Source organism: Anabaena sp. CA = ATCC 33047 (assembly GCF_963870205.1).
In the GTDB taxonomy this organism is placed as follows: Bacteria; Cyanobacteriota; Cyanobacteriia; order Cyanobacteriales; family Nostocaceae; genus Trichormus.
This window is the reverse complement of the sequence record NZ_CAWMSA010000024.1, coordinates 1-26,914: the sequence shown is the minus strand read 5'-3', so window position 1 is coordinate 26,914 and position 26,914 is coordinate 1. Positions and strand designations below refer to the sequence as shown.

Here is a 26,914-nt window from a genome sequence, read left to right as displayed (position 1 = left end):
CGAAATGTAACCCCCTGTTGCTGTGGGTATGCTGCATGAACCCCTTCGGTTATCTGAGGCTTATTATGCGGCAACACCTTGTCTACGCATTGAGTGCAATTTACGGAAACGGGGGATGCAATCGCGTTATCATTATATGCAAAAATATATTAATTTAAAATTAACAATGAAAGAAAAAGTCTATGTTGAAACTTCAGTAATCAGTTATCTAACTTCTCGTCCTAGTCGAGATATTGTGATTGCAGGACATCAACAAATTACCCAAGAATGGTGGCAAAATTATCGAGATAAATTTGCTCTGGTAGCTTCACAGCTAGTTATTCAAGAAGCCAGTGCTGGAGACTCTATAGCAGCTGAACGAAGACTAAAAATCTTAGAAACAATAGAATTATTAGAAGCTAGAGAAGATTCACTAACTTTAGCCCAAGCTTTTCTTGATTTTAAAATTATGCCCCAAAAAGCGGCTGAGGATGCTTTACATATTGCTATTGCTGTAACCAATGGTATCAATTATTTGTTAACATGGAATTGTAAGCATATTGCTAATGCTCTCATGAGGAGAGAAATTGAAAGCATTTGTCGTTCCCAAGGCTATGAACCAGTAATAATTTGTACCCCTGAAGAACTGATAGAGAGGTAAAATTTATGTGGCAAGATCCAATTATCGAAGAAATTTATCAAGTTAGAGAAGCACATTCAAATGAATTTAACAATGACTTACAGGCAATTTATCAAGATTTAAAAGAACAAGAAAAAAGGAGCAATAGAAAATTTGTTTCTTATCCTCCAAAGTTGTTGAAGGATGTTTCTGTTTTGAATAAAGTTTAGTGCGATCGCTCATTTAAAAACCTTACCCGCTTCATCCTCTCTCACCTGTGCCAAGGACATTAGTTTGTCACTGATGACAGCTAATTTGTATATCTCTAAAATGGACGTAACTGGATTCGAACCAGTGACCTCTACGATGTCAACGTAGCGCTCTAACCAACTGAGCTATACGTCCTTAACCACACGATTTATTAGTATAGCATATATTTATTAGAAAGCAAAGATTTTTTGTGTGGCAAATTTCTAGGGCTGAAGTCGTTTCTGAGCTTGTACTAGCAATGCTTGGGCTTCTGCATAAGCTGTTGTACCAGACTTGACAGTATTTAACTCGTTAATAATGCCTTGGATTTGCGCTTTGAACTGTTGCGGGTCGGAGGGTGGCGCAGCAATTAACCTTTCGATTTCCTCATTAGCCTGTTTCAGTGAGGATTGTGATTCTATCTCAGCTTGCAGTCTAGTTTCAATAATTCCCAAATTGCTTTGATACGTCGCTAATAATTTCTGAGCTTCTAAATAACCCGGTTCTTCTACCGGAATGCTTCGCAATTGTTCAATGGCTGTTGACCATAACTGAGCAATTTGTTTCCACTTGGTTTCTGTATGGGGCGGATTTTGAGATGCTTTAGCGGCTGCAAAGGCGAATTGTTTCGCACCCTCAATTATCTTGCTACTGCGGGGGTCAACAATACCTTGAATTTTGCCTTGGTAGGTTGCTAATAACTTTTGGGCTTCTACATAGCGGGGATTTTCTACAGGAACTTCTTTAATGCGGTTAATAGCCTGTTGCCATAATTCAGATGCGGTTTGTGGTTGAGTTGCTTTGGCTTTTTCGGCTGCTAAATCAAATTCTTGGGCGGCTGTGATAAAGTTACCTATGCGAGCATTTTCAAAATCACGTTTGTAGGCTTTGATTTTAGCTTGTGCTGTTTTTGCGGCTAGTGTTTCTGGGGGAATTTGTTCTAATTGGTCTATTCCTTCTTGCCAAATGGCGATCGCTTGTTCTCTATGTTCAGTAGTGCTAGCCTGTTGATATTGCTGCTTGGCGGTTTTCAGGGTTTGTTCTGCCTGAGTCAATGGTACTAAAGCATTTTGATCTTGAAATGCGATCGCTTCTATCCGTCCTACCCGTTGGCGTGCTGTGTCAAATTCATCCACAGTAAACCGCCAACTACACCCAAATAAATTACAGTACGCTTGTGGATAATACCCCAAAAACCACACTGGCAATTTATCTAAGTTTCGCTTTGCAGCTTTGACTTTTTCACCACCACGTTGAATATCTGCTGGGCTGGTAGCTTGATTAATTAATTGGTCTGCTTGTTCCAGGTTGTGAATTGCTTCCCGGTAGTTATAATCCATACTGATATAACTAGGCAATAGTAGCAGAGGTACAGTTCTGGAAACAGGCCGGCGAATCATTGGATAAGGTAAATTCACTACCCAAAGCACACCAGCTGCACCACCTACAACTATCACTACCCACTTGATTTTGCTAAAAATTCCAGGTGGTTGATTAGCTTTTGCTGCTTGTTTGAGAATTTTCTCACTAAATTGTGGATATATATCAATAACCGTGTCACGTAATTCTTCTAACCCCGCAGGAGAACCTTTTTCTAGACGCAGTTTTTCTAATCGTTTAATGACTATTTGCTGCTCAATTTGACCTACTTGGTCATTCCCGCTACATTTCTGCACTTCTGCCAGCAATAGTTTCCAGGCTTTTTTGTTGAGACGATACATAGATATAAGCTGTAACTTATCAATCTAGTATTCCCATTGTGTATAATAAAAATTACTATTCCTCGAAAACAACAGAGGAACGACTTGTGTAGGAAGCTTTCAGAACAGAAGAAGCCGAGAAAGCACAAGGCGCGGAGGAAGCACAGAAAAAAAACTAATGACTAATGACTAATGACTAATGACTAATAACTCTTATCTTCCACCCTAAAAATTATTGTTAAAATTTATAAGTCTCATAAGAAAAACTTGATAATCTAGAATGTCAACTGCTTTAATTACCGGTGCATCAGGTGGTATTGGTAAAGCCTTTGCCCAAGAATTAGCTGCACGTCAAACAAATCTAGTCCTCGTGGCTCGTTCAGAAGCAAAGCTACATGAGCTTGCTCAGGAACTACAAGAGCGATATAAAATCCAAGTAGATGTAATAGTTAAAGACCTCACCGAACCTAATGCGGCTGCGGCTGTATTTGATATTACAAAAACCAAGGGACTAACTATTGACTTGTTAATCAACAATGCTGGTTTTGGTGATTATGGTGATTTTGCCGAAACCAACGGGGAACGCCAAGTCAAAATGGTACAATTAAATATTCTGACTTTGGTAGATTTAACCCATAAATTTTTACCTTTGATGCGTCAACGCCGTTCTGGCAGCATTATTAATGTATCCTCAATTGCCGCATTTCAACCGATACCATATCTTTCGGTATATGCTGCTAGTAAAGCTTTTGTGTTGAGTTTTAGTGAAGCATTGTGGGCAGAAAATCGTAAGTATGGTGTTCGTGTCTTAGTGGTGTGTCCAGGGCCAACGGAAACCAGCTTTTTTACTGAGGCGAATTTTCCCCCAGCTTTTACAAGTAAAACCAATAAAATCTCTACTCCTGAAGAAGTAGTACATGATGCTTTAAATGCTTTGAATAAGGGTGAGTCTACAGTAATTAGCGGCGGATTGTTGAGTAAAATAATTACTAATATGCCCAGATTTTTACCAAGAGAAACCCTTGTACATATTTTAGAAAAACAGTTTAAAGCGTAGGTATTTTGAATAGACTGTGATTGGGGATTAGGGATTGGGAATTGGAGGTAATTAATTTTTTGATTTCCATTCCCAATGCTTATTAAATATTAGGGAACTCCAAAAAATAAATTATTCCACTTCAATTTTCTGACAGTTCACTGTTTACAGTCAACAGCCAACAGTCAACATGATGGAATATTTTTTTACTTGGAAGTCCCTTACATATATCTGGTTAATTGCACCCGGTAACGTTCTTTTTTAGTTACGGCGATTTCTCCAACTTCTAAACGTCCTTTACCGCGAATGGCGATTAAGTCACCTGATTTTACTTGGGAACTGGCTTGAGTAACTTCCTTCCAGTTAACACGCACATCGCCTGTATCGATTAAGTCTACCATTTTACTGCGTGACATTCCAAATCCAGCAGAGGCGATCGCATCTAATCTTAAAGAAGCTTCCACTGTGGTTAATTCTTTTTTCTTGGGTTCGCGAACTTTTAACTCGCTGAAATCAATGTGCTGGGTTTTCACAGGAACAGAGCGCACCTGCTGAAGATTCATTGTCAAAAATTCGGCTAACTCTGGGATGACAATTGCTTGCGCTCCCCGTTCACCCAAAACAATAATATCCCCAGTTTTTTCCCTCACAATTCCTGTTCCCAACATTGCGCCTAAAAAGTCGCGGTGGGTAGCGGGATCGAATAGGAAATTACCAGCGATTTCTAGGAGTACCAAGCTAACTTGAGATTGATCTAGGGGTAACTCAGAACGAGCGATCGCTACTCTTTGGCGTTCAGCTTGTGGATACCCACCCCAAGCCAGCAAATGCACATCCGTTAAACGACTAAACACCCGTTGCATTTCTGCCAATTCTGGAGGTGACAGAAAATCTGTCAACACCACTTCCCAAGTTTTAATCGCTTGTTCCGCTAGATCAATTACACGCGCTATACTATCTCGATTTTCAACACCCTTTAACAGTTCTTCTCGTGGCAACATGATAAATAGTCATTAGTCATTAGTTATTAGTCATTAGTCAGTAGGGGCGGGTTTACCAGATAATCTGTAGAGCCATGATAATTCTTAGTAAACCCGCCCTTACATTAGTTATTAGTTTTTCTCCTCCGTTCCCCTGCTTCTTCAAAGTCCTCAATCCCTTAAACACTAGCTGTGTCAGCGTAACCCTGGATATTTTCTGGCTCAAATTGGCGTAATATCCGAGTTGCTTGTCGGGAGAGAGCTTCAGAACCTTGAACTACAATCAGATACTTACCAGCATCCAAACGGTTACGGTAGGGTAAAGCATCACCGCTACCTACAACTAAACCAACTCCACCGCCAACAAACACACTACCCATAGCACCACTAGCAGCACCCAATAACCCCCCAATGACGTGATTACCAATTTCACCAGCCCAGGCGAAGGTATCTAAACCAGTGATCAGACTGAAGGTAAAACCAGCAAAAAAGCCAAATGGTACTAGCCAAAATGCCATCAGCCGCACTTGTTTTTTAGCTTGAGCGTTGGGATCAATTAAGCCAAATTCATCAGCAGTTTTATAACCTTTTCCCAGGATTGTGCTATTTATGCCTTCTTGTTCTAAAGCTAAGTAAGCAGCTTCAGCTTGGATACGGTCTGGTAATACGGCAATAAGGTAATTCATTGGTGGAATATTATTTGTCTTATAAAAATGTTGCCTTAATTAACAGCCTATCAGTTGTTATTGGTCATTAGCCATTAGTCATTAGTCATTAGTCATTAGTCATTAGTCATTAGTCATTAGTTATTGGTAAAACTTTTTTCTTATCCCCTGCTCCTCCGCTTCCTCTGCTCCCCTACCTTCCCAGTCCCTTCCAGTCCCCAGCCCCCATTCGCTACCTCACAGTATCGATGGGTTCACAAAATTTACCCACACCTTGCTTGAGGACGTACATTAAAACTGGTGTTGCCAGAATTTTGGGAAATTCTGGAATTGTTTTGAGATGTGCCATCATCTGTTTAATTGAGCCGTTTTGCAAGTCTTCCCGAAATTCTTGTTCACAAATTACAGCACGCCACTTTTTAGCCAAATCGCCCAACCACTCGGAATTAGCCTGTTGTGGCTCTTGTCCGGCTTTAATTGCTAGTGTCATAGCTGCATCTTCTAAATCTCCCTCACAGTCCTCAATCAAGTCTAGGGCTTGCATAGCGACCTCATCATCGACTAATTGAGAACGAAATAGTGCAATTTCTTGTGATGTAACTGTAGTCATGAGTTTTTGATAGCCGAGCAGCTAAATAGTCTATAGTCCATCGTCCATAGTTGGGAGTTTATAGTCAATCACTCTTTGGGAATTGGGAATTGGGAATTGGGGATTGGGGACTCTTGACTCTTGACTCTTAACTCTTAAGCCGAGGAAGCCGAGGGAGCAGAGGGAAAAATCCCATGCCTTCAGCCCAATGACGGCAGTTGACGGCAGTTGCTACAAGTCGGGAAACCCGCCCACCGCACTGCCTCCCCCATGCCATCAGCCCCTGGACTAATGACTAATGACTAATAACTAATAACTAATGACTAACTAAGGCAACGCTCTAGAACTGACAGCTCGTTGTAAATCAGTCAAAGCTCGGTTGTAGTCCAAAATTGCTGAAATGCGATTACCCTCGGCTCTAGTCAACTCATTTTCTGCGTTGATTACATCCGTTTGAGTACCTACACCAGCTTGGAATCGCAACCGCGCTAGACGTAGTGATTCCCTAGCTTGTTCTAAGGCAGTATTAGCAGTTTGGACGTTCTCTAGATTAGCTTGCTGTGTAAAAAATGCTTGTTCTACTTGAAACCGGATTTGGTTGCGTTGTTCGGCAAATTGGGTTTCTGCGATCGCAATATTTTTTCTAGCTTGAGCGGCTCTGGCTCTAGCTGCGCCACCATCGAACAAATTCAAACTCGCCCTCACTCCCACAGAATAACCATCTGTGACGCTGATTTGGTCATCAAACTGGTCTAGCAGGTTGTAATTAGCGATTAGGCTCACTTGTGGGCCGAGATTTGCCAGTGCTTGCCGTCGTTGTTGTTCGCTGATGTTACGTTGTGCTAGTTGTTGTTGTAGTTCGGGACGGTTTTGATAGGCTAGTATGAGGCTTTGCTCTAGGGACTGGTTCCACAGACCGGCTAATTGTACAGGATCTGCGGCACTGATGTTTACGCCTTGGGGTAGACTCAACCGCGTTGCTAGGGTACGGCGAGCAATTTGCTGCCGAGAAACAACATTGGTCAGTTCCTGTTGGGCATTGGCTAAATTGACTTGCGATCGCAGCACGTCGAACCTTGTCCCCACCCCAGCCCTTTCTAACGCTTCGGCATCTCGTAAACTAGCTTGGGCATTTTCCACGGCTGATTGAGCAATGCGTACCCGTTCATCTGCCTCTTGTAAGTTGTAATATTCTGTGGCAACGTTGCGCCGGATTTCCTCGGCCTGACGCTCTACAGTCAGTTCATTAAACCTTACCTGTTCCTCAGCCTCCTTGATGCTAGCTTGCCGTCTCCCAGAGGTGTAAAGGTCATAGCTTAACTGTGCTTGACCATTGAAAACTGTGCTAGCTTGATCAGTTTGCTGGCTGCCTGCTTGTTCCAACTGGCGTTGAGCTTCCGCAGACTGGCTACGGCTGATATCAGCATTCACAGAGAGATTGGGATACAACGCCGCTTGTGCCTCTCTGAGTGCCGCTTGAGAGCGTTCTAGCTGCAACAGAGCCACTTGTAAATCCCGGTTATTGCGTTTTGCCAGTTCCAAAGCCTGCGCCAAACTAATTGGCTGATTTGCCTGAATGGTTACTTCTTCCGGTTTGGTAGGAAATTGCAGGGGGTTGGGGTTGGAAATCAGGTTTTCTGGCACCTGTACAGCACCCCCAGTTACAGGAGTCACTGTTGCTGGCTCACTGGGAGTTGGCTGTGCTTCCACCTGTGCTGCCGGTATTGTTTCTGGTGGCGGAAAATTTTGTCCAAATTCTACACTTTCTGCGGTTGTCCTTGTTGGGTTCGTGGGCGCAGCAACTTGACTTACTTGCTTGCTCATCAAATAGGACTTACCACAAGCAGGTGAAGTCACCAGTAAAGAAGTTTGATTTTGCTTCACCAATGAGCAACTATTTACTGCTAATAGATTTGCTCCTCTTACACCATTGACAGCAGTTTGTAAAGTTTTTGGTAACTGAGTTTTCAGATTTGGCCGTGGTGCTGAATCCTCTAAAGAAGATAAGGCAAAAGTTTGTTTGGTTGATAATTGGGATTTGCTATCGGTAATAGCTGCTACTGTCTTCACCAATCCTGGTTCAGCAGCAGCGAAGTTACTTTGTTTTTGATTGTTGACTAAACGTTGTTCTTTCAGCTTTTGGACAAAATTTCTCTGGGATGCCGTTTGAGATTTTTCTTCTTTAGCAATACCAGTAGTTTCTGTCAAGATAACTGGATTACTTTTACTACTTACGGTCTGCGAACTTACCACAGACAATTCAGAAATTTTAGTAACGTCTGGAAAAACTGAGACGGTAGTCTGAGGTAACTGTGTCTGGATATTGTCTGCTACCAAGGTTTGACTATCATTAGCAGTCAAGGTACTAGGAGAAGACCCTAACTGTACACTATTTACCTTCATAGCCTCAGCTACAGCTGGCTGAGTTGTCAATACTGCTGCTGTTACACTAGGTAAGAAACTATAAAATAATGGTTGTCCTTTCACCGCATCCCCTCACACGAAAATCAATTTAGCGGCAGAAAACTTTTCTTCACCACAGAATATAGCACGATACTAAATCAAGGCAGGAATATAGTAGGATACCAAATTTAAGAATCTGAACCCTGTTTATCTTCCAAACCCTTGACTATGCGCGCAAGTTCTGCCTTTTCATCGATACTAACGCGGGTAGGAGCACCACTCACAATTCTTTCATAGTTACGGAAAGAATCTTTAATTTCCGGGCCGTCGGCGGTGATATTGTACTCACGGATACCTTTATCATGCCAGGAACCCCTCATTTTAAATACGTTGATTGCCCGTGACATTTCTCCACGAATTTCAACATATTGTAGCATTAAAATTGTGTCTGTAATTGTGGAAATATGGGAATCGGTAATTGAATGTGATCCCATAAATTGATCGGTAGTGTTAGTAAAGAAACCAGTAATTTCTTCTTGTTTAGCATAGCCAGTCACACCAATCACGAATTGACGGAACGCATTATTACTGACTCCCCTAGCCAGGGCTGAAAGAGAATCAATTGCAATTCTTGCTGGTTTAAACTCGGCAATTTCTGATTTAATAATTTGTAGGTGATCTTCTAAACCAGTGGATTCGGGATACGTACAAATAATTTTTAGTAATCCTTGATGTTCTAATTCTTCAAAATCAATACCCCATGAGTAAGCATTGCGAGAAAGTTGAGCGCGTGATTCTTCATAAGCAAACAAGATGGCTCTTTCTCCGTTGACACAGCCATCTTGTAAAAATTTACTTACTAACAGTGTTTTCCCTGTACCTGTGGCTCCTGTGGCCAAAATAATAGAATCTTTAAAAAAACCACCACCACACATTGCATCTAGGGTTTTGACACCGGAAGAAACTCTGATGTTAGAAGACCTCTGAGTCAGGCGCATTGCACCCAAGGGAAAGATGTTCACGCCTTGATTGGTAATTGTAAAAGGATACTCGCCTTTCATGTGTGTAGTGCCGCGTAATTTGAGAATTTCAATTGTGCGGCGGCGACGTTCTCCTTCTAAAACGTTGCGGACAATGACTACATTATCTGACACAAATTCTTCTACACCAAAAGAGGCGACTGGCCCGTATTCTTCGCTACGTTCTGTGGTAATTACAGTAGTAACATTCAACTGCTTCAAACGTGCTACTAACCGGAAAATCTCCCGGCGCACTACTCCCACAGCTTCATATTGTTGAAATATGGCGGTGATTGAGTCAATGGAAACTCTTTTGGCTTTATATTTACGAATGGCGTATTGTAAGCGTTCAATCAAGGCTGAAAGGTCAAAATTACCTACAATATCTTGACCCTCTGGGTCTGGAGACGCATCCAGAATAAACAATTTGCCCTCATTGATTAAACGTTGTAAATTCCAGCCAAAAATATGGGCATTTTTAATAATATCACTGGGAGATTCTTCAAAGGTGACGAATACACCTGATTCATCAAAGTATGTAATACCGTTATAGAGAAACTGAAGTGATAATAAAGTTTTTCCTGTTCCAGAGGTGCCACTGACTAAGGTAGTTCTACCTACAGGTAAACCACCATGACTAATATCGTCAAAGCCCTCGATCATTGTCCGAATTTTTTCGACACCACCGGATGTGTTTTTTTGTTCCTGTTGCTCGTTCTCGCTCATTTTTGTTGATCAGTGGGTGCTAATCCCAGGTTTGTTATTACTAAAGTTGATAATTTGTAATTTAAATTTTTAATTCGTAAGTGCTTTTTTAGGAATTAAAGCTCCTCTTGAGCCTGCCAATCTTCTTCAGTTAATTCCTCATACAGTAAATCTAATCCAATTAACACTCTTTCCCGATCAGAAAGATCGCCTATAATTTTGCGTACAGGTGGAGGCAAAATTTTGGATAATGTGGGCGTGGCTAATATTTTATCTTCTTCTGCTAGTTGTGGATTTTTCAGCACATCAATTACTTTCAACGCATAAACGCCTTGAAATTCCTGCTCTAAAATGTTTTTGAGTGTTTTGAGCGCCCGGACTGAATTAGGGGTGTTCCCCGCTACATAAAGCTTGAGAACATAAGTCTTTCTGGCTTTATTCATAAAGAGAAAGGTTAAATTTTAACATAATAATATTGGGATGTGTTCATGAATTGACATTCATTCTCTGCTGATATGTGTGACTACTGCAATAGTGATTTTTTATTTAAAAATCGCACATCTATAAACTTCGCACAGGTGAGCTAAGATGTCTATTAGTGTTAAGCGATAATCTAGTAAGGCTTCATCGCTCCTTCCCTCTAATTTTAGATGCTTAGAAAACTCTTCAATTAGTTCCATGTGCATTTCGATAATTTGTGGCACAGGAATATTAGCACAAAATACCGCATTGATAAATTTATCGATTTTTTCTTTTAGTCCTGTGTCTGTAGTAAAGTAGTTAAGGAGAATCTCCCGATAATCTGATTTGAGTTGCTGCAATAATAGTTGTCGATCAACTCCTTGACTCATCTGCTGACCAACCTGCTGTGGTTTTTGCCTGGGTTCTGCAAAGGCATATAAATATTTACTGTGAAACTTTTCGTTGATAATTGGCTGTAACCATTGCAGTAAATTGTAGATTTTCGCGGTGGTAGGAGCCACTAGAGACAATAGGCACAATTTTGAAAGATTAAAGTGCTTCCAGAACCACATCCACCTGCTTAATTTGGTGTCAATAGCTGGCTGCACTAAAGTATCTAAATTTTTTTTAATATTTGGTCGGATAATTAATATTGGTAGTAGCATTTACATAATTTATATTTTGTGAATCACAATGGCTGATTACTCATGAACTGATAACTACAGGTAATAGTGGTTGTGTTGAAAGTTAACAATTCCATCCTCAAGCAACTCTTTACGTCACAATATGTATACAAAACTGGTAGTTCTAGCGTCCAGATAGGATATTGAATGGATATGAGGATTTGGTTGGCTGTGGCATTGTTGAGAACACTTAGTTAATAGATGATTTGTATTATGCGTATCTATCCAGATAGAGATTTTGTATTTGACTCCCTGATAAGATACTTAAACCAATTTAAAGTATTGTCGCATTTTAAATCATTATAATTCCTCAAGGTTCTAAAACGAATCATTGGAGCCATAATTGTTGTAGCTGTCACTATCGATGCCGAATTGAGACATCAGTGGCAAACTGGTGTGGATTTGCTTCCTAAAGTTCAACGTGGTGCAGGAAAAAGTCGCAGCTTTGTTGGCTATTGAATAAAACACCTGGTTTGGAAAAACCAAGTTTAGGGATTCAATAGCGTTGAGGCTGTACCGGATCGTTTATATGAGTCTTCTTAAAGGATATGGTCTCAAGTGCAAACCCTATTGGCCTTAGTGCTGATGGAGGAGGCAGAGGCGTTCACAGGAAGAATGACCCCCACAGTCTTATGTCAATGCTACAGTATCCACTTTCTGATTTTCTAGCAACTGTCAATAGTTGCTCAGAAACGAACACTCTGGCAGTGGTGCTGGAGATGTTTGAACAAGAGCAATGCGATCGCCTGGTAGTGGTAAATTACCAGCAATATCCCATTGGGGTGGTTTACTCTGCCCAGCTAACACAAAAATTCTTGTCTGCTACAGGAAATGGGCAAATTTTCAATTTACAACAACCACTGTCAACTTGGGGTCAAGACATTATTGAGCCAATACAAATATTACCAGCCACTCATCGTGTAGAGCAATTGATTGTATTTTGGCGTGAACAACCACAGTCTACTCAAAATCATTGCGAGTGGGCTTTAGTTGATGCCGATGGCAGATTATTGGGACTACTAAATAGTGTCCGACTGTTGACATTGCTAGCCAAAGCGCGAGTAGCCGATAGTAAGGTGGGAACTCAATCTTCAACTCTCCTCAGACCCTCAGCCCCAAAACATCCAGACACTTCTAGTATAAGTGATGCTAGTCTGAGGCGATCGCCTCGGCTCAATCAACAGTTATCCCCAGAATACCAAGCACTGATCAAGTTGTTGGCCAAATTGCCTTGGCCTTTAATGTTGCAGACAGGCACAGGTGAAATATTGACACAAAACCCGGCTTGGTGGCAACAACTAGGAACTTTCAAAGATCCCGAAGGAGTAAGGCAGCAAGTAGAAGCTATTTTAGCCGCTACCCGCATCAAACAACCACAATACGCCAGCCCTACAACAGTCCCAGTTTACGCTCATGGCAGAAGTCATGAGCATAATCCTTATACAACTCTACCGACTACAGGCTTACGACCTCTGTCAGTAGATCATCCAGAACCTACAGAATATGCCAAATCTGCCTCCAGTCGCTGCTTTTTAGATAGTCAGATGGGTACTTGTACCTGTGTTGTGGAAGTGAAAACAGGTCAGGAACGCATTTGGCAGTTTGCGAAAATACCTTTAGATAGTCGAGATTTAAAACTCTCCAGTTCTGAGTTAGAAGCTATCCGCAGCAATGATGACTTATGTTTGGTGTTAGCGACTGACGTAACGGAACAGCAGCAACTGTGCAAAGAACTAGCAGCCAAAAACGCCGACTTAGTACAATTAAATCGCTTAAAAGATGAATTTTTAGCTTGTATCAGTCATGAATTAAAGACACCCTTAACGGCGGTGTTGGGACTATCCCGGTTACTTGTAGACGAGCAGTTAGGCAAACTGAATGAACGTCAAGCCCGTTATGCCGGGTTAATTCATCAAAGCGGTCGCCACCTGATGAGCGTGGTAAATGACATTTTGGATTTAACCCGCATGGAAACAGGACAGATGGAACTGACACTGACACCAGTGAAGATTAAATCTGTTTGCGATCGCGCCCTCTTAGAAGCCAAAGCCGTCCATCATCAAACCAGTAAAACTACACAGTCATCATCTCCCCAATTCACTCTCTCCATTGAACCAGGTTTAGACCAGATTGTGGCCGATGAATTGCGCTTGCGCCAAATGCTAGTACATCTATTATCTAATGCCTTTAAATTTACCGAAATATCTGGGGAAATTGGCTTAAAAGTCAGTCATTGGGAAGGGTGGATTGCCTTTACAGTTTGGGACACAGGTATTGGTATTCCCGAACAGCAGCAACATTTAATCTTCCAAAAGTTCCAACAACTGGAAAATCCCCTCACCCGTCAGTTTGAAGGCACTGGTTTGGGGCTAGTTTTAACTAGAGCTTTGGCTCGTCTCCACGGTGGTGATGTCAGCTTCTTATCTAGAGAAGGTAAAGGCAGTCAATTTACACTGCTTTTACCACCTAGTCCACCAACCACAGGCTTGAATGAGTCCGAGCCAGAAACCACACTCAGCCACATCGAAACCGCCAATGCCCTTGCTTTCGCCAGCACGGCTAAACAACATCCCCCCAATCATTCCCAACGTTTAGTCTTGGTAGTTGAAGCCGTAGCCCGATACATTGAAGATGTGAGCGACAAACTCAAAGGTTTAGGTTATCGGGTAGTCATTGCTCGTTCGGGAACCGAGGCTGTAGAAAAAGCCCGTCGCTTACAGCCCAAAGCCATCTTTTTAAATCCCTTGTTACCCTTACTATCGGGGTGGGATGTCTTAACCTTACTCAAATCAGATGCCGCTACTCGTCAAATTCCCGTAATTGTCACAGCCACCGGCGCAGAAAAAGAGCAAGCTTATGCTAACCGTGCCGATGCTTTTTTAAGCTTACCCGTAGAACACCAATCCTTAGTACCACTGTTAGAAAAATTATGTACTAAACCAAAAGTTAAACACTCAGGTGTAGACAATGGTGAAACGACTCCACTCAACAAACCATTAAAAATTCTCAGATTGGTTGATGCTGACTTAGCATCAATTAACCCCCACCCCTCATTACAATCACATCGAGTCATCGAAGTCGATGATTTAGATCAAGCTGAACTCTTAGCCAGGGTTTGGCAATTTGATGTAGTGCTGTTGGATGTTGAAAGTTCCTTAGCACAAAATTATCTACAACAATTAACTCAGTATCCGCGATTGGCTGCCTTACCTCTAGTGACTTGTGATGTAGTCACCACCTTAAAAGCATCCCAAATACCGGGGTTGTCTGTCTTTCCTTGCTTAACACCATTGAATCAAGACAATAACAGTCATAGTCATAAAACTGATCCCTTGCTGTCAGTGCTACAGATTGCTTCTGGAGCCTGCTACCCTCCAAACATTCTGGTAGTAGATTTGACTATGTTGCAGGACTTACCCCAGGCTAAACGTAAACAAGCAAAGGGTTATAGCACCGGAAAAAACACTGGTGAAACTGCCGAACGCGGAACCGAGTGGTTTCAAGCTTTAATACAGTATTTGCAAACTGCTGGGTTAAAATCGACAATGGCGCGTTGTTGGGCAGAAGTTTTACAACAAATTCGTCATCAAAGTGTAGATTTACTCCTGATTTGTTTAGGTGCGTCCGCTATTCATCCCCAAGTCATGAAAGCCTTAAAAGCATTGCCAGATTTCCCCTTCAATCTGCCACCAATTTTGGTAATTGATCAAAGATTACATCGAAATACTGTCAATTCTCGGACTAAAACAAATCACCAAAAAACTGGTAATAGTCCTAACAATGAATTGGAATCAATAGAAACTATTCTCCAAGCAATAACTACTCAAGTCTTACCTCGTTCCATATCAATGGAAGACTTATTAAAACAAATCAATTATGCCTTAACTATCAAAGTTAAGGTATGAAAATATTGCACTGGCAGTGACTCTTGACAGGGGGTGCAGAAGAAGCAAGGGAGCAGAAATTTTACCTAGTCAACAGTCAACAGTCCCTAATGCCCAATTCCCTAGGATATTTTCAATTTTTCTTTTTCTTGTTTCATCTTTTTGAAATTGATGCGATTCAACTGGTAAGCACCTTTCATCGCTAAATTCTCATAATTATCTGGTGACAAATCCATTTTAAAAAAGTTTCTATTTTCAGTTAGCAGTAGGATAGAGTCTGGATTATTCGGTTGATTAGCTAGGTTTTGAATGTACTGCAAACCATCCTTTGTCAATTTAATAAATGTTACTTGCTTGTGACTATAAAAAACTATGCTGGGCTTTTTAAAGCCAACCATCAGGATTTCTTCGTTTGGTTGTTGGAATTGCATAACATCAGCCGATAATTGTCTTAAAGGTAGTTGGCGTTCTTGATCCATCAATAATAATGCTGGCATTAATACAATAATCAAAAATGCCACAAAACCTAATAAATTTACCCCAATAATTGAGTACCAATAGCGACATAAAATTAAACCAGCAATCACAACGGCAAAGAATAGCCACAGCCAACCGCCGATGGCTGGTATACCCGAATCTTGCAGAAGTTGATTAAAATTGGGTGCAGCTTGATCCTTACCTAATATTTGGGGTATGTGAAATAGTGCTACTGATAATACTGATAAAAATACTACGTTAAGCCAACTACTACCTTGTAAAAAAGACAAGGGATAATTAATAACTGTGCGGTTGGTATTTTGCTCTACAGTTGGGGAGAAGTCACTCCATAACAACGCTACTAAAATAGCTGCGGCTGGCATTAAAGGTAATACGTAACTAGGTAGTTTGGTGACGGCAATCGTAAAAAAGCTAAAAATACTGACAAACCAAACAAACGCAAATAAGCCGAATTGTTGCGATCGCGCTTGCATTACCCAGTGCGATCGCCTCCAAAACTTCAGCCTCACCATTGCCAAAGGTAGGTAAACTGAGTATGGCGCAAACAATAGCAGCACAATTACAAAGTAAAAATACCAGGGTGCTGAGTGACCATTCACTACTTCGGTGAACCGTTCAATATTGTGATAACCAAAAAATGAGTTGATGTAACTCTCACCGTTGCGCCAAATCACCAGCACATACCAAGGAACTGATAAAGTAAAAATAATTACCAACCCAAAAAACAGGCGCATTTCCCGAATCACTGTTCGCAGTTGTCCGACATACAGCAAAAACGCCCCAATAATGATTCCTGGTAACACAATTCCTACCGGGCCTTTAGTCAAAATTGCCCCAGCAATTAATACATAACAAGCTAAATACCATTTATTGGGTATTGTTGACTGTTGACTTGATTTGTCCCCAGTCCCCATTTCCCCGTATCCGCGAAAAAAGCATAATAAGGCGGACGCTATACACCCGGTTAACAGCATATCGGAGACACCAGTTCTTCCCCAGATGATCATTTCGGGATTGAGTGCTGTAATGGCTGCGGCTAAGGTGGCGGTTAAATAGCGGCGCGTGGGTAATGAGACTTGTTCTAATTCGTCTTTTTGAGTGAAATACCAATGGACAGTGTAAAACACTAAAGCCATGACTGCGATCGCCGCTAAGGCTGAGGGAAGACGGACTGCCCATTCATTCACTCCAATTAGAGCATAGGCGATCGCTTGACACCAGTAAACTAAAGCCGGTTTATCAAACCGAGTTTCACCATTGAAATAGGGAGTAATCCAATCGCCTGTAACTAACATTTGACGAGAAGCTTCAGCAAATAATGGCTCAGTTTCATCAACTAAGCCAATACTGCCCAAATTCCATCCGTAGCCTACCCAACCAACTACAATTAACCACAGGATTGCTACAGTCACAGCAAGGGCTGGACGTTTGACAATATATTTAAACCACTGCTCAACAGCGTGGGTAACGCTCAATTTCAACCTCATCAGTTATTAGTCAATAGTCATCATCCGCGATCAATCGCGTCTGTACAATAGTCGTTGGCTGGCTAAGTTTTGTTCATGACTAATAAAGAATATCAGCTATGGAGTCAGTACCAGTAACCATTCTTGCTGTTGAGCATTCCATTTGGGTAAGGATGTTTCTCCCACCACATAAGGCCCCCAATAGCGGCGCGAACCATCCTGAGCAAAGGCTACTAAGATATCTCCTTTTTCGATTTTGAGATTGCCATTAGGTAGAGACAGAATCAAACCTTGTGCGCTACCCTCTTGAGGATCAAAATCCCAATGGGCGGGAATATCAGCTTGTGCTTTCACGGAGCTTTTATTACCTGACTGTCGCACCAGTAGAGCCAATCGCACAGGTTGATCTGTTTGATTGCTCATGCGGAGATTTCCTTGAGACTTGTTACTGCTGGTTAATGACTGGCGAGAGGCTAGTACAGCGACAGTTGAATTAGTGTTTTGTTCTGATTTGTTACTAGGTGTGGATACAGGCTGGGAAATAGCCGTAGAATTACTGTTAGACGGTGAGACAGTTGATACGACATCGTGATGTACTTCTGGCAGATCAACATCAGTAGATAAGGGTGAAGATGTATCTGGATTTGCCGCCTCAAAAGAGACACTCATCTCGAAGCACCCTACCAGTAACCCCAGCAGTCCCAAAAAGCAAGCTGTAACCGCAGCGTTACGATACACGCAAGACTTCATGATGATATTGATTTAGAAATAAATATTTATTTAGGCTTGACCAAATACTAACCTATTATCACTAACTGTATCCAAGGTAATTTTTCTACAAGCCTCATCTATACTCACGTAGAATTCCTCTATGCTATGTATCATAGGTATCATTTTCAGTAAAATGGCTAATCATGAATCATTACTGGAGATAGTTGCTGAAAAAATCAATAAAACCCTGATAAACATGAAAATTCTGTCCAGCTTTAGCAAAAAAAGCGCAAAATATGATACATAAATCATGTATTTACTCGGAGAAAGTCCCATTGACATTTTTGGCTAGCAAGTAATTTGAGTCACAAGGTAACTTTGCTCAAACCACTAGATATCGCCACAGAATATTATTTACATTTCTTAATATTTCCTAGTGAGTGGCTCGTTTAATTACCTCAAGTGTCAAATGATATGCTCAAAGAAGCTTTGTGACTTTTATCCACCAGCTTGACCAATGCAAAACACTCGTCTTAACAACTTATTCGATGCCATTGTCAGAAGTTTAGGGCTATGGTTTTTAAATCCTTGGCGGCGACTGTCACTACTGGTAATTAGTTTTCTGTTTGGTTTTTTTCTGGGAACGGCAATCTCTACCATAGCTGGACAAAGAGGGACATTGGACATTGTGATAGCTGCTATTTTAGTGGTGTTGACTGAAGTGACTAGCAGAATCTTTTATAGTCGGAGCTTTTTTGCCAGACGAGAACTCTGGGTAGAATCACTCAACTTAATGAAAGTAGGTTTCATTTATAGCCTATTTATTGAAGCCTTTAAACTGGGTTCTTAAGTTGAGTAGAGAGACGATGAACAGTTGGTTAGAAGGGATAGGGACTGCAAGTTGGCAACAAGCAGCACAAACAGCAGCGTTAGCAGATAAATTCCGGGCAGAAGCTTTTGGGATCACGTCGGCCAATGTCGGGCAAGTTATTCAGGAGCGATCGCAGCTTTTACAATCTGTATTACCAGGGTTTAGCGAATTCTGCCAAACTCGCCTACATACGCCAGTAGAGAAAATGTTGCCGGTGTTGTGGGACTTGTGGCTACCTCTGGCGATGAAAATTGCATTACAACACCAACAGTTACAGCGTCCTGTGATTCAGGGAATTTTGGGGGGACAAGGAACAGGTAAAACGACGATGTGCCAAGTTCTGGGTTTGATTCTTCAGGAGTTGGGATATCGGAGTGTGAGTTTGTCTATTGATGACTTGTATAAAACTTATAGCGATCGCCTGGCTTTAGTGCAAGTTGATCCCCGGTTAATTTGGCGTGGCCCCCCAGGAACTCATGATGTAGACTTAGGCTTAAATGTGTTAGAGCAAATTCGCGCTTCACAAAGCCCAGTGATCATTCCCCGCTTTGATAAATCTGCTTATGGTGGTGCTGGCGATCGCACTCACCCAGAAATTGTAGAAAAGGTTGATATACTGCTATTTGAGGGTTGGTTGGTGGGTGTGCGTCCGATTCATCCCGATGTATTTGACGATGCACCACCGCCGATTCTCACTGATGAGGATCGGGTATTTGCCCGTGATATGAATCAACGACTATGTGAATATTTACCACTGTGGGAGAGATTAGATAGTTTAGTGGTGTTATATCCCCTTGATTATCGTTGGTCTGTGGAATGGCGTAAACAAGCCGAACAGCAAATGATTGCGGCTGGTAAAACGGGGATGAGTGATGCACAGATTGAAGAATTTGTCAATTATTTCTGGCGATCGCTGCATCCAGAATTATTTATCAAGCCCTTGGTTGAATCTCAGAAAAATGTTGATTTAGTAATTGAGATTCATAGCGATCGTTCCTTTGGCAAAGTTTACCACCCAGTCAGGTGATAGGGATTGGGACTAATGCCTATATTCTATCGACTTGGCGGAAGATAGGACTTACGCAAGATGTGATTGAAAGACTGAAAGCTTGATTATTATGTAGCGGTAATTCATGTAGCCGAAGGCTTCCCGCAGGGTATTACCGCTACTTTCGTGATGTTTTGCGTAAGTCCTGGGAAAATTTTCTCTTCCGTTGGCTGTGTTTTTATCTAAAAGGCATTCTGCAAGATTGTAACACACATCTTGCACCTGTTCCTTGATGATAATTTTTGTAGGGTGGGCATTGCTTGCAACTTGCTGAAAGCCTTAGTTTTAGGTTGTTGGCAATGCCCACCTGGAGCTTATTGAGAATGGTGCAAGATATGACGTAATCACTTGAGCATCAACTGAGCTATTTTCAGCTTTTATTAATTTTCTGTGTACATACAGAAATGTTAAAAGAAGTTTTTATTTTTTATCCATTTTAAACCGAGTTTTTACTTACTTTTAGCCAAATCATTTCAATCGATATTATTAATAGATGTTTGACTAATTCAGCATTTTTACAAGTGTAAAATAACAACTGTGTCCATCATACTTATAAAGTAAAGTAAACACATATTCTCAATAATACTTTGAGATTTTAGACCGTCATCAATTGGAGGAGAAATGAGCCTAGAAGAATTGGTTTCCGATATCGCTCCTGACCTTATATTTAATGATTTTACTGGAAAAAACAAAGTAGGGGCTGTAGCAGGTGGTGTAGGAGCTTTGTGTGCAGTAGGTGCTTTAGGTTTGACTGGCCCGATTGCTGTACCTCTAGCTCTAGCTGGCGGAGTTTTAGCTGGTGCGAAAGGAGAGTCTTCAGTTAAAAGTACCGTAAGAAGTATAGGTTCTATAGTTGGAAGTCTAGCATCTGGAGTAGGTTCTGTAGTTGGTCATGCAAGTAACGGAATCACAGCAGGAGTTTTAGGATTTATCGATGTATTCAAAAGTGATGAGGATTTTTTTAACCGAGGAGTTGAAAGGCTAGAAAATAAACAGTATGCAGAAGCGATTGAAGATTTTTCTAAAGCGATAGAAATAAATCGTCAGTATGGCGAAGCATATTACTTAAGGGGTTGTATTTATTCTCAAATTAGTCAATATCAAGCAGCCATTAAAGATTTTTCTAAAGTCATCAAACTTGACCCTGAATGTGATGAAGCATATTTTTTAAGGGGCTGTAATCTCTCGGATATGCGTGATTATCAAGGAGCTATCAAAGATTATACTCAGGCAATCAAAATTAATCCTCAACATATTAATGCTTATTGTAATAGAGGGCATCTTTTCGCCGCAGAAAAAAATTACAATGCTGCTATTTTTGATTACACACAGAGTATTCTTATAGACTCAACTAATCAGGATATTTATGAAAGAAGAGGAAGAATATATCTTGAAATTAAAGATTATAAATCTGCTATAGCTGACTATACCCAAGTGATTAAGTTGGATAAACGCAAATTTAATGTTTACTTTATTCGAGGCTGTATATTTTTTGATTTACAAGATTATGATGCTGCAATAACAGATTTTACTTATCTTATCGAAAATCATTATTGTATAGCTGAGTCATACTTACATCGCGCCAATGCTTATTTAGCAAATCAGAAATTTGAAAAAGCGATTGTAGATTTTAATCAGGTAATTAACATTCGACCCAATGATGTTTCTACTATATTAAGCAGGGCTGATGCTCGTGCTATGCTTAAAGATTACAATCAAGCTATTGCCGACTATACTCTAGCCATTAAAAATAAATCTGAATGTGTAGAAGCATATTTTAAACGAGGTAATGTTCGTACTCTAAAAAAAGACTACAGAGGAGCAATTAAAGACTATAATCAAGTTCTACAAATTGATCAAAATTATGCTTTTGCCTATGTACAACTGGGTTATGTCCGTAAGCAACAAGGAAAACTTCAAGAAGCAGTAGAAAATTTGAAGCAGGCAATAAGTGTTTTTTATAAAAAATCTATGCCCAACGAAATCAAAAAAATTCAACAAGAAATCAGAATTTTGGAAAATGAAATTAAAAATACACCTTGGTGGAAGATGAGAATTTTTTAACCTAGCTCAGTTTAACACTCAACCAAGTAACCTTGATGGTTGAGTGGTACAAATTGAATAAAAACACTACTCATTAACAGAACAATTTGAACTTGTAGACACTTGCCGTAGAAAATAAAATTATCAGGAAATCCTTGTAAAGCAGCTAGTTCACGAGGTGTAAAATCTCTATCTTGTTCAGGATGTATAAAACGTCCTTTAGCATTCCAAACTGTAACCCAAGGTAGTAAATGCCTGTGAGAATTTTCTATGTATTTCATTTGGAATACAATAGAAATATTACTTATTTTACATCATGCTTCTGGCTTACGTATATAAACTCAAACCCTTACCGAAACAAGCTGAAAAAATGGAGCGTTGGCTTCATCTGCTACGCCTGCAATATAACTTTCGAGTCAGGGAAAGGACAGAGGCTTATGAGCAAGCAAAAGCACCTGTTATGGGCAACTACTGTACTATTCAAACTCAAGCTGAGTGCTGTCCACTCACTTGTTCAGTGAGCAAAGGTGCTTTATACGGTAATCCCTGGACTAGCAAGGGTAAAAAACGCAGTCCATTAGCTCAACAGGATGCAAATTTAGTAGACCTTAAAAAAGAACGACCTTGGTACAGCGAGGTTAATTATCACGTCTTGCAACAAATGCTCAAGCAGGTTGATGCTGCATTTGGGCGTTTTTTTCAAGGCTTAGGTAAATATCCAAAAACAAAACGCCGGGGGAAATTTCGCTCTTTTACCTACCCAGCAGGGGATGTTGGCTTTAAACACAACAAAGTCAGATTCCCCGGAATTGGCTGGATGCGATTTTTTCAATCTCGACCGTTTCCACTTGGGTTTAAAATTCGTGCAGCGACGGTGCGGAAAAAAGCAGATGGTTTTTATATCTCCGTTCTGTTGCAAGATGAAACAGTTCCTCAGCCTTCAGCATCCCAGCAAATACAAACAGCGTTAGGAGTGGATTTAGGAATTAAAAAGCTGATATCTCTTAGCACTGGGGAAACTATTGTCAATCCTCGATTTTACAACCAGATGGAACGCAGGCGATCGCGTCTTAACCGCGCCGCCAGTCGTAAAGTTTTAGGTTCTCGTCGTCGTCAAAAAGCATATCAGCAAATAGCAAAGCTAGAACAGAAAGTTACGAATCAAAGAGAGGATTATCAATGGAAGATAGCTCATAACTTAGTTAAGCGATTCGACCTGATTGTATTTGAAAATCTCAACATTCAGGGAATGATCACACGCTGCAAACCCAAACAAGATGAAAGTGGTAAGTATTTACGCAATGGTCAGTCTGCTAAATCTGCGCTAAATAAAGCGATCGCTGATGCTGCTTGGGGTTCCCTCAAACTGAAAGTTAAAATTTTGTCCGAAAGGGCTGGCGTTCTAGTACATGAGGTTAGGCCAAACTTTAGCTCCCAAGAATGCAGCGAATGTGGTTATATAAGTCCTACAAACCGAAATCAAGAAAAGTTTCTTTGCGAACATTGTGGTCATCACGCAGATGCAGACGTTGATGCAGCAAAAGTCATATTAAAGCGCGGTTTGAAGGAACTAGGGATTAATTTAGATGCTGTATCGGGAGTCCCTCGAAAACAGGATAAAAGTACGCCCAAGGAGCCTGTTGCGAGACAGGGTGTATCAACTGCGTTGGTGGTTGAGCCTGGGAACCCTCATCGAGTGGAGGAGAAGCTAAGTAATTAGCTCTCGGTGTATCTTAGCATGAGCTATGTAAACACTGTCGATTGAAATCGGGCGGGGTACACCAATATTCTATAAAATCAACGGAGAGGGGGAGATTCGAACTCCCGGAACCCTTGCGAGTTCATCTGATTTCAAGTCAGACGCAATCGACCACTCTGCCACCTCTCCAATAAACTGTCGAGCTACTGCCTATCCTAACATTCGTTGATGAGCAATAAACCAGACAGATTCTAATATACCTTATCACTAAGCAGGTTGCACTACTGAATTGGATTTCTGATACAAAATTTCTTCTGTCACCACCTGAAAATCTTTACCAACCCAAACTAAAGCAGCCTGTGTGACTATACCCCCCTCTAGAGAAACCAGCGAAAAATTCCGCAGTTTTTCGCCGTCCTGCTCAACAATCCTGGGTACACTAGCCGCATTTAAGTAAATTATCCCTTCTGGACTCTTAAAGATAGCTTTTCGTAGTTGTTTCTTGGTATGCCGTAAATTATGGTGCATATGCCCAAACGTCACCAAGGAAATCTTTTTACCAGCCGTGATCGTTTGAGAAATCGCCTCAGCAAAATCAGGGTCGCCAAAGTCCCCACCTATAGGGTGCCAATCTTTACCGCAGGGGTCTTCTGGGCGATCGCCTAATCCACTCGGCCCATTATGACCTAAAAAAATAATCGTCTCACAGGCTGCACTTTTCACCGCTTCCCAGATTTTTGCTGCTGACTCTTCCAAAGTTGTCACACCATAACGCTGTTTGCAGATGTCAGCAAATCTCCATTCCTGACCACCCCAGCTAAAAGGACGACTCCCCACTACAGTTAAATTCCACTCTGGGAAATCTAGTTTACTGTAACCTACGTGGGCTGAACCTAATAAATCTAGTTGTGCTTGTACCCGGTCTTCCTTGGTGCGATCGTAAGGACACTTCTTGCGTCCCCATTCTGTAGCAGTGTACCAAGCATCGTGATTGCCCATAACTGCTGCTTTGGGAATATCCACCGAAGCGATCGCTCTTACCACTTCCACCGATTCATTACCAAAATCCCCCACAAACAGCACCAAATCAACACCCAGATGTTTGAGTGCAATGCCATCTTCTGTTTCCCACTGGTCGTGAACATCTCCCACTACAGCAATTTTGAGAGTTTGTGATTGCGATTTTTGACTGGTCATGCCACTTTTTCTTCCCGTATATTTCCAGCATAGGAAACTCAGCCGCATTTGCACATAAATTCGGTCTATCAACCCATCTACTATTTTTGGTAAAAACTACTATAATTGATTCATAGACAAAATTTGTAATAAAAAATAACCTAACTGTGTTTACCACTGCTTTAGCTCAACGGGAACAGACTCAAACGGGTGGACTACCACAAGATTTATTCGCCGCTATTGAAAGTCTCAAGAAAGAACTCAATGCGGTAATCTTGGCGCATTATTATCAAGATCCAGATATTCAGGATATTGCAGACTTTATTGGAGATTCCCTACAACTAGCTAGAGCCGCCGCTAAGACGAATGCAGATGTGATTGTCTTTGCTGGCGTTCACTTTATGGCGGAAACAGCCAAGATACTTAACCCTGACAAGTTGGTACTATTACCCGATTTGAATGCAGGTTGTTCTTTGGCTGATAGTTGTCCACCAGCCGAATTTGCAGCTTTTAAAGCCGCACATCCCGATCATCTGGTGGTGTCATATATTAATTGTTCTGCCGAAATTAAGGCGATGAGCGATATTATCTGCACCAGTTCCAACGCTGTGAAGATTGTGCAGCAAATACCGGAAGAACAACCCATTATTTTTGCTCCAGACCGAAATTTAGGGCGGTATGTGATGGAACAGACCGGACGGGATTTGGTACTATGGCAAGGTAGCTGTATAGTACATGAAACATTTTCCGAGAAGAAGATTGTTCAACTAAAGATAGCTCATCCACAAGCAGAAGCGATCGCTCACCCAGAATGTGAAAGTAGCGTCTTGCGTCACGCTAGTTTTATTGGCTCCACAGCAGCTTTACTTAAATATTGTCAAAGTAGCCCCACCCAAGAATTTATCGTGGCTACAGAGCCAGGTATTATTCACCAAATGCAAAAACTTGCGCCTCACAAGCACTTTATCCCTGCTCCCCCAGTGAATAACTGTGCTTGTAACGAATGTCCGTTCATGCGGTTAAATACCTTAGAAAAACTCTATTGGGCGATGAAAAATCGTACCCCTGAAATCACCATTCCAGAACACATCCGCATTGCAGCACTGCGACCAATTCAACGGATGTTAGAAATGAGTAATTAGTAAAATTATGTTTGTCAAATTTGTAGAGATGTACTTTAATATGACATCTCTACATTTTCTTTAATCTCATAACTCACTCTTTGCTGCTTCTTTTTGTGCCGTCTCACTATATTTTTTGTATAGTTGAGAGCGGATTTTAGCTTCTTGGTAACGGCTGTGAGTTGGTGGAACTGCATTCATTAAATCAGAAGCTCGTTGCCACATCGCCGCTAGTTCTAACCATTGAGTGGAGCTTGTCGCAGTTTTCCCAGCAACAGAAGCTTTGTTAGCAATTCGCACAGCTGCTGCAAATGAATCATGAGATTTATCGGCTTCTGTTTTTGTTCTGTTAGTATTAGCTGTAGCAAAAGAATTGGTATTTTCTAGTTGCACTAAATTTTTAAGCTGTTCGCCAAATTGGGTATAAACAACCCAACCCAGCGTGAGCAACAACCCTAACCCTAATGCTAATTGCCATCTAACTGTAGGTGATTTGTTTTGTTTATCACTGTTAGTTATAGGCGACAACTTAGGTAAATTTAGTTGTCCTTCAGCTTGAGATGCTTGAAAATCTTTAATTAATTGCTGAACAACATTTGGTTGAGCCAGTGTAATTTCCTGTGACCATAGTAATTGATTGTCGCGCTCGCCATCAATCTCTGTTAACCACAGCAATTGCTGTTCTCTAACGATGCGACTGTTAATTTTGACGCGCCGAATATTACGCGGTGCAATTGACTCAAGGATTTGCTGGATTTCTTCTACTAGGCGAGATTGCTCAAGTTCCTCTACCTTAGCTGCCTCACACAGCAATTGTAAGACTCCATCAGCAAACACAGCCCTAATTCTGACACCAGACTTAGTAAGTGTTTCGTTTAATACTTGAATAATTGCAGCAACACTACCTTGGTGAGCTTGCCAAGTGATATCATTTATCCGATCTACCATTGGAGATTTATTGATAGCTTTTCAACCCTAATTTTTAAAGTAAACCTAATATAAGGCTACTGTTCTAGTGAACTTTACCTTGACTTTGATTTTACGAGTAAAAACATCAGGTTGCCACATAAATTCTTAAAAATATAGCCTCTTTCCATTGATAGTCAGGAGGTTCTATATTCCCAGGATGAGAAGCATACAATACCTCAGCAATAACCGGGTTTACACTTAGCTATCTCAAGTGTTACTTAAAATAAGGAATAATAGCCTAAAACAAAAACCCCCTTGATATATCAAAGGGGGTTTTTTGGTTTGAGTAATAAACCTGGCGCCGAGCAATTGTGGCAGGAGGCAACCCTCCAACTATCG

At 41.1% G+C, this 26,914-nt stretch carries 22 protein-coding genes and 2 tRNA genes; 9 read left to right on the top strand and 15 right to left on the bottom strand.

Going from position 1 to position 26,914, the window contains the following annotated elements; translation table 11 throughout:
* Positions 1–115 precede the first annotated feature (115 nt).
* Together AACS98_RS06205 and AACS98_RS06200 are read left to right on the top strand one after the other, a co-directional pair.
* Entirely contained in the window at positions 116–640 is a 525-nt protein-coding gene (locus AACS98_RS06205) for a type II toxin-antitoxin system VapC family toxin (protein ID WP_232317116.1), read from the top strand.
* Between the two features lie 5 nt (positions 641–645).
* Entirely contained in the window at positions 646–828 is a 183-nt protein-coding gene (locus tag AACS98_RS06200; protein WP_066377413.1) for a hypothetical protein, read from the top strand.
* A gap of 101 nt (positions 829–929) precedes the next feature.
* Here AACS98_RS06200 and AACS98_RS06195 read toward each other — a convergent pair.
* Both AACS98_RS06195 and AACS98_RS06190 read right to left on the bottom strand, forming a co-directional pair.
* A tRNA-Val gene (locus tag AACS98_RS06195) sits at positions 930–1,003 on the bottom strand.
* 68 nt (positions 1,004–1,071) lie between these two features.
* Positions 1,072–2,568: a hypothetical protein gene (locus AACS98_RS06190; protein WP_066377409.1), complete on the bottom strand. Its 1,497-nt coding sequence runs from the start codon at positions 2,566–2,568 to the stop codon at positions 1,072–1,074.
* Positions 2,569–2,827: 259 nt separating this feature from the next.
* Between AACS98_RS06190 and AACS98_RS06185 the strand changes: the two genes are divergently transcribed.
* The gene (locus AACS98_RS06185) at positions 2,828–3,604 is read left to right on the top strand and encodes an SDR family NAD(P)-dependent oxidoreductase (protein ID WP_066377407.1); all 777 of its coding nucleotides are present in this window, start codon (positions 2,828–2,830) and stop codon (positions 3,602–3,604) included.
* A gap of 200 nt (positions 3,605–3,804) precedes the next feature.
* On the opposite strand, the gene AACS98_RS06180 is transcribed toward AACS98_RS06185, so the two are convergent.
* The 7 genes from AACS98_RS06180 to AACS98_RS06150 all read right to left on the bottom strand — a co-directional run bounded on the left by AACS98_RS06180 (position 3,805) and on the right by AACS98_RS06150 (position 10,927).
* Positions 3,805–4,584: a photosystem II S4 domain protein gene (locus tag AACS98_RS06180; protein ID WP_066377405.1), complete on the bottom strand. Its 780-nt coding sequence runs from the start codon at positions 4,582–4,584 to the stop codon at positions 3,805–3,807.
* Positions 4,585–4,742: 158 nt separating this feature from the next.
* Positions 4,743–5,249, bottom strand: coding sequence for a hypothetical protein (locus AACS98_RS06175; RefSeq protein WP_066377403.1), 507 nt, complete (start codon positions 5,247–5,249; stop codon positions 4,743–4,745).
* A 211-nt stretch (positions 5,250–5,460) separates the two neighbouring features.
* Entirely contained in the window at positions 5,461–5,838 is a 378-nt protein-coding gene (locus AACS98_RS06170) for a hypothetical protein (protein ID WP_066377402.1), read from the bottom strand.
* 306 nt (positions 5,839–6,144) lie between these two features.
* Complete coding sequence (locus AACS98_RS06165; RefSeq protein ID WP_066377401.1) at positions 6,145–8,304, bottom strand: TolC family protein; 2,160 nt, start codon at positions 8,302–8,304, stop codon at positions 6,145–6,147.
* Positions 8,305–8,408: 104 nt separating this feature from the next.
* Positions 8,409–9,965: a circadian clock protein KaiC gene (gene kaiC / locus AACS98_RS06160; protein ID WP_066377400.1), complete on the bottom strand. Its 1,557-nt coding sequence runs from the start codon at positions 9,963–9,965 to the stop codon at positions 8,409–8,411.
* Positions 9,966–10,060: 95 nt separating this feature from the next.
* Positions 10,061–10,387 (bottom strand): circadian clock protein KaiB, encoded by a 327-nt coding sequence (gene kaiB / locus AACS98_RS06155; RefSeq protein ID WP_066377399.1) that lies wholly within the window; start codon positions 10,385–10,387, stop codon positions 10,061–10,063.
* A gap of 99 nt (positions 10,388–10,486) precedes the next feature.
* Positions 10,487–10,927: a KaiA family protein gene (locus AACS98_RS06150; RefSeq protein ID WP_369815951.1), complete on the bottom strand. Its 441-nt coding sequence runs from the start codon at positions 10,925–10,927 to the stop codon at positions 10,487–10,489.
* Positions 10,928–11,721: 794 nt separating this feature from the next.
* On the opposite strand from AACS98_RS06150, the gene AACS98_RS06145 reads away from it, so the two are divergent.
* On the top strand, positions 11,722–14,994 hold the full coding sequence (locus tag AACS98_RS06145; protein WP_066377396.1) for an ATP-binding response regulator: 3,273 nt from the start codon (positions 11,722–11,724) through the stop codon (positions 14,992–14,994).
* 101 nt (positions 14,995–15,095) lie between these two features.
* Here the strand turns inward: AACS98_RS06145 and AACS98_RS06140 are convergent, their stop codons facing one another.
* Positions 15,096–16,958 (bottom strand): ArnT family glycosyltransferase, encoded by a 1,863-nt coding sequence (locus AACS98_RS06140; protein WP_066377394.1) that lies wholly within the window; start codon positions 16,956–16,958, stop codon positions 15,096–15,098.
* Positions 16,959–17,054: 96 nt separating this feature from the next.
* The gene (locus tag AACS98_RS06135; RefSeq protein ID WP_066377392.1) at positions 17,055–17,687 is read right to left on the bottom strand and encodes a hypothetical protein; all 633 of its coding nucleotides are present in this window, start codon (positions 17,685–17,687) and stop codon (positions 17,055–17,057) included.
* 478 nt (positions 17,688–18,165) lie between these two features.
* On the opposite strand from AACS98_RS06135, the gene AACS98_RS06130 reads away from it, so the two are divergent.
* From AACS98_RS06130 to AACS98_RS06120, 3 genes are all read left to right on the top strand, one after another.
* A complete protein-coding gene (locus AACS98_RS06130; protein ID WP_066377390.1) occupies positions 18,166–18,498 on the top strand; it encodes a DUF565 domain-containing protein in 333 nt (110 codons plus the stop codon).
* Positions 18,499–18,514: 16 nt separating this feature from the next.
* Positions 18,515–19,546 carry a glycerate kinase gene (locus AACS98_RS06125; protein WP_066377389.1) on the top strand — a complete coding sequence of 344 codons (1,032 nt, stop codon included), beginning with the start codon at positions 18,515–18,517 and terminating at the stop codon, positions 19,544–19,546.
* 642 nt (positions 19,547–20,188) lie between these two features.
* Entirely contained in the window at positions 20,189–21,631 is a 1,443-nt protein-coding gene (locus tag AACS98_RS06120) for a tetratricopeptide repeat protein (protein WP_066377388.1), read from the top strand.
* An 11-nt stretch (positions 21,632–21,642) separates the two neighbouring features.
* Here AACS98_RS06120 and AACS98_RS06115 read toward each other — a convergent pair whose 3' ends face one another.
* On the bottom strand, positions 21,643–21,891 hold the full coding sequence (locus AACS98_RS06115) for a DNA cytosine methyltransferase (protein ID WP_066377387.1): 249 nt from the start codon (positions 21,889–21,891) through the stop codon (positions 21,643–21,645).
* Positions 21,892–21,926: 35 nt separating this feature from the next.
* Here AACS98_RS06115 and AACS98_RS06110 point away from each other — a divergent pair, with 35 nt between their 5' ends.
* A complete protein-coding gene (locus AACS98_RS06110; protein WP_066377386.1) occupies positions 21,927–23,330 on the top strand; it encodes an RNA-guided endonuclease InsQ/TnpB family protein in 1,404 nt (467 codons plus the stop codon).
* 81 nt (positions 23,331–23,411) lie between these two features.
* On the opposite strand, the gene AACS98_RS06105 is transcribed toward AACS98_RS06110, so the two are convergent.
* Together AACS98_RS06105 and AACS98_RS06100 are read right to left on the bottom strand one after the other, a co-directional pair.
* Positions 23,412–23,498: transfer RNA gene (locus AACS98_RS06105), tRNA-Ser, on the bottom strand.
* A gap of 78 nt (positions 23,499–23,576) precedes the next feature.
* Positions 23,577–24,506: a TIGR04168 family protein gene (locus AACS98_RS06100; protein ID WP_066377384.1), complete on the bottom strand. Its 930-nt coding sequence runs from the start codon at positions 24,504–24,506 to the stop codon at positions 23,577–23,579.
* Positions 24,507–24,652: 146 nt separating this feature from the next.
* Between AACS98_RS06100 and nadA the strand changes: the two genes are divergently transcribed.
* Complete coding sequence (gene nadA, locus AACS98_RS06095; protein ID WP_066377380.1) at positions 24,653–25,627, top strand: quinolinate synthase NadA; 975 nt, start codon at positions 24,653–24,655, stop codon at positions 25,625–25,627.
* A 66-nt stretch (positions 25,628–25,693) separates the two neighbouring features.
* On the opposite strand, the gene AACS98_RS06090 is transcribed toward nadA, so the two are convergent.
* Complete coding sequence (locus AACS98_RS06090) at positions 25,694–26,554, bottom strand: hypothetical protein (protein WP_066377378.1); 861 nt, start codon at positions 26,552–26,554, stop codon at positions 25,694–25,696.
* Between the last annotated feature and the right edge of the window lie 360 nt (positions 26,555–26,914).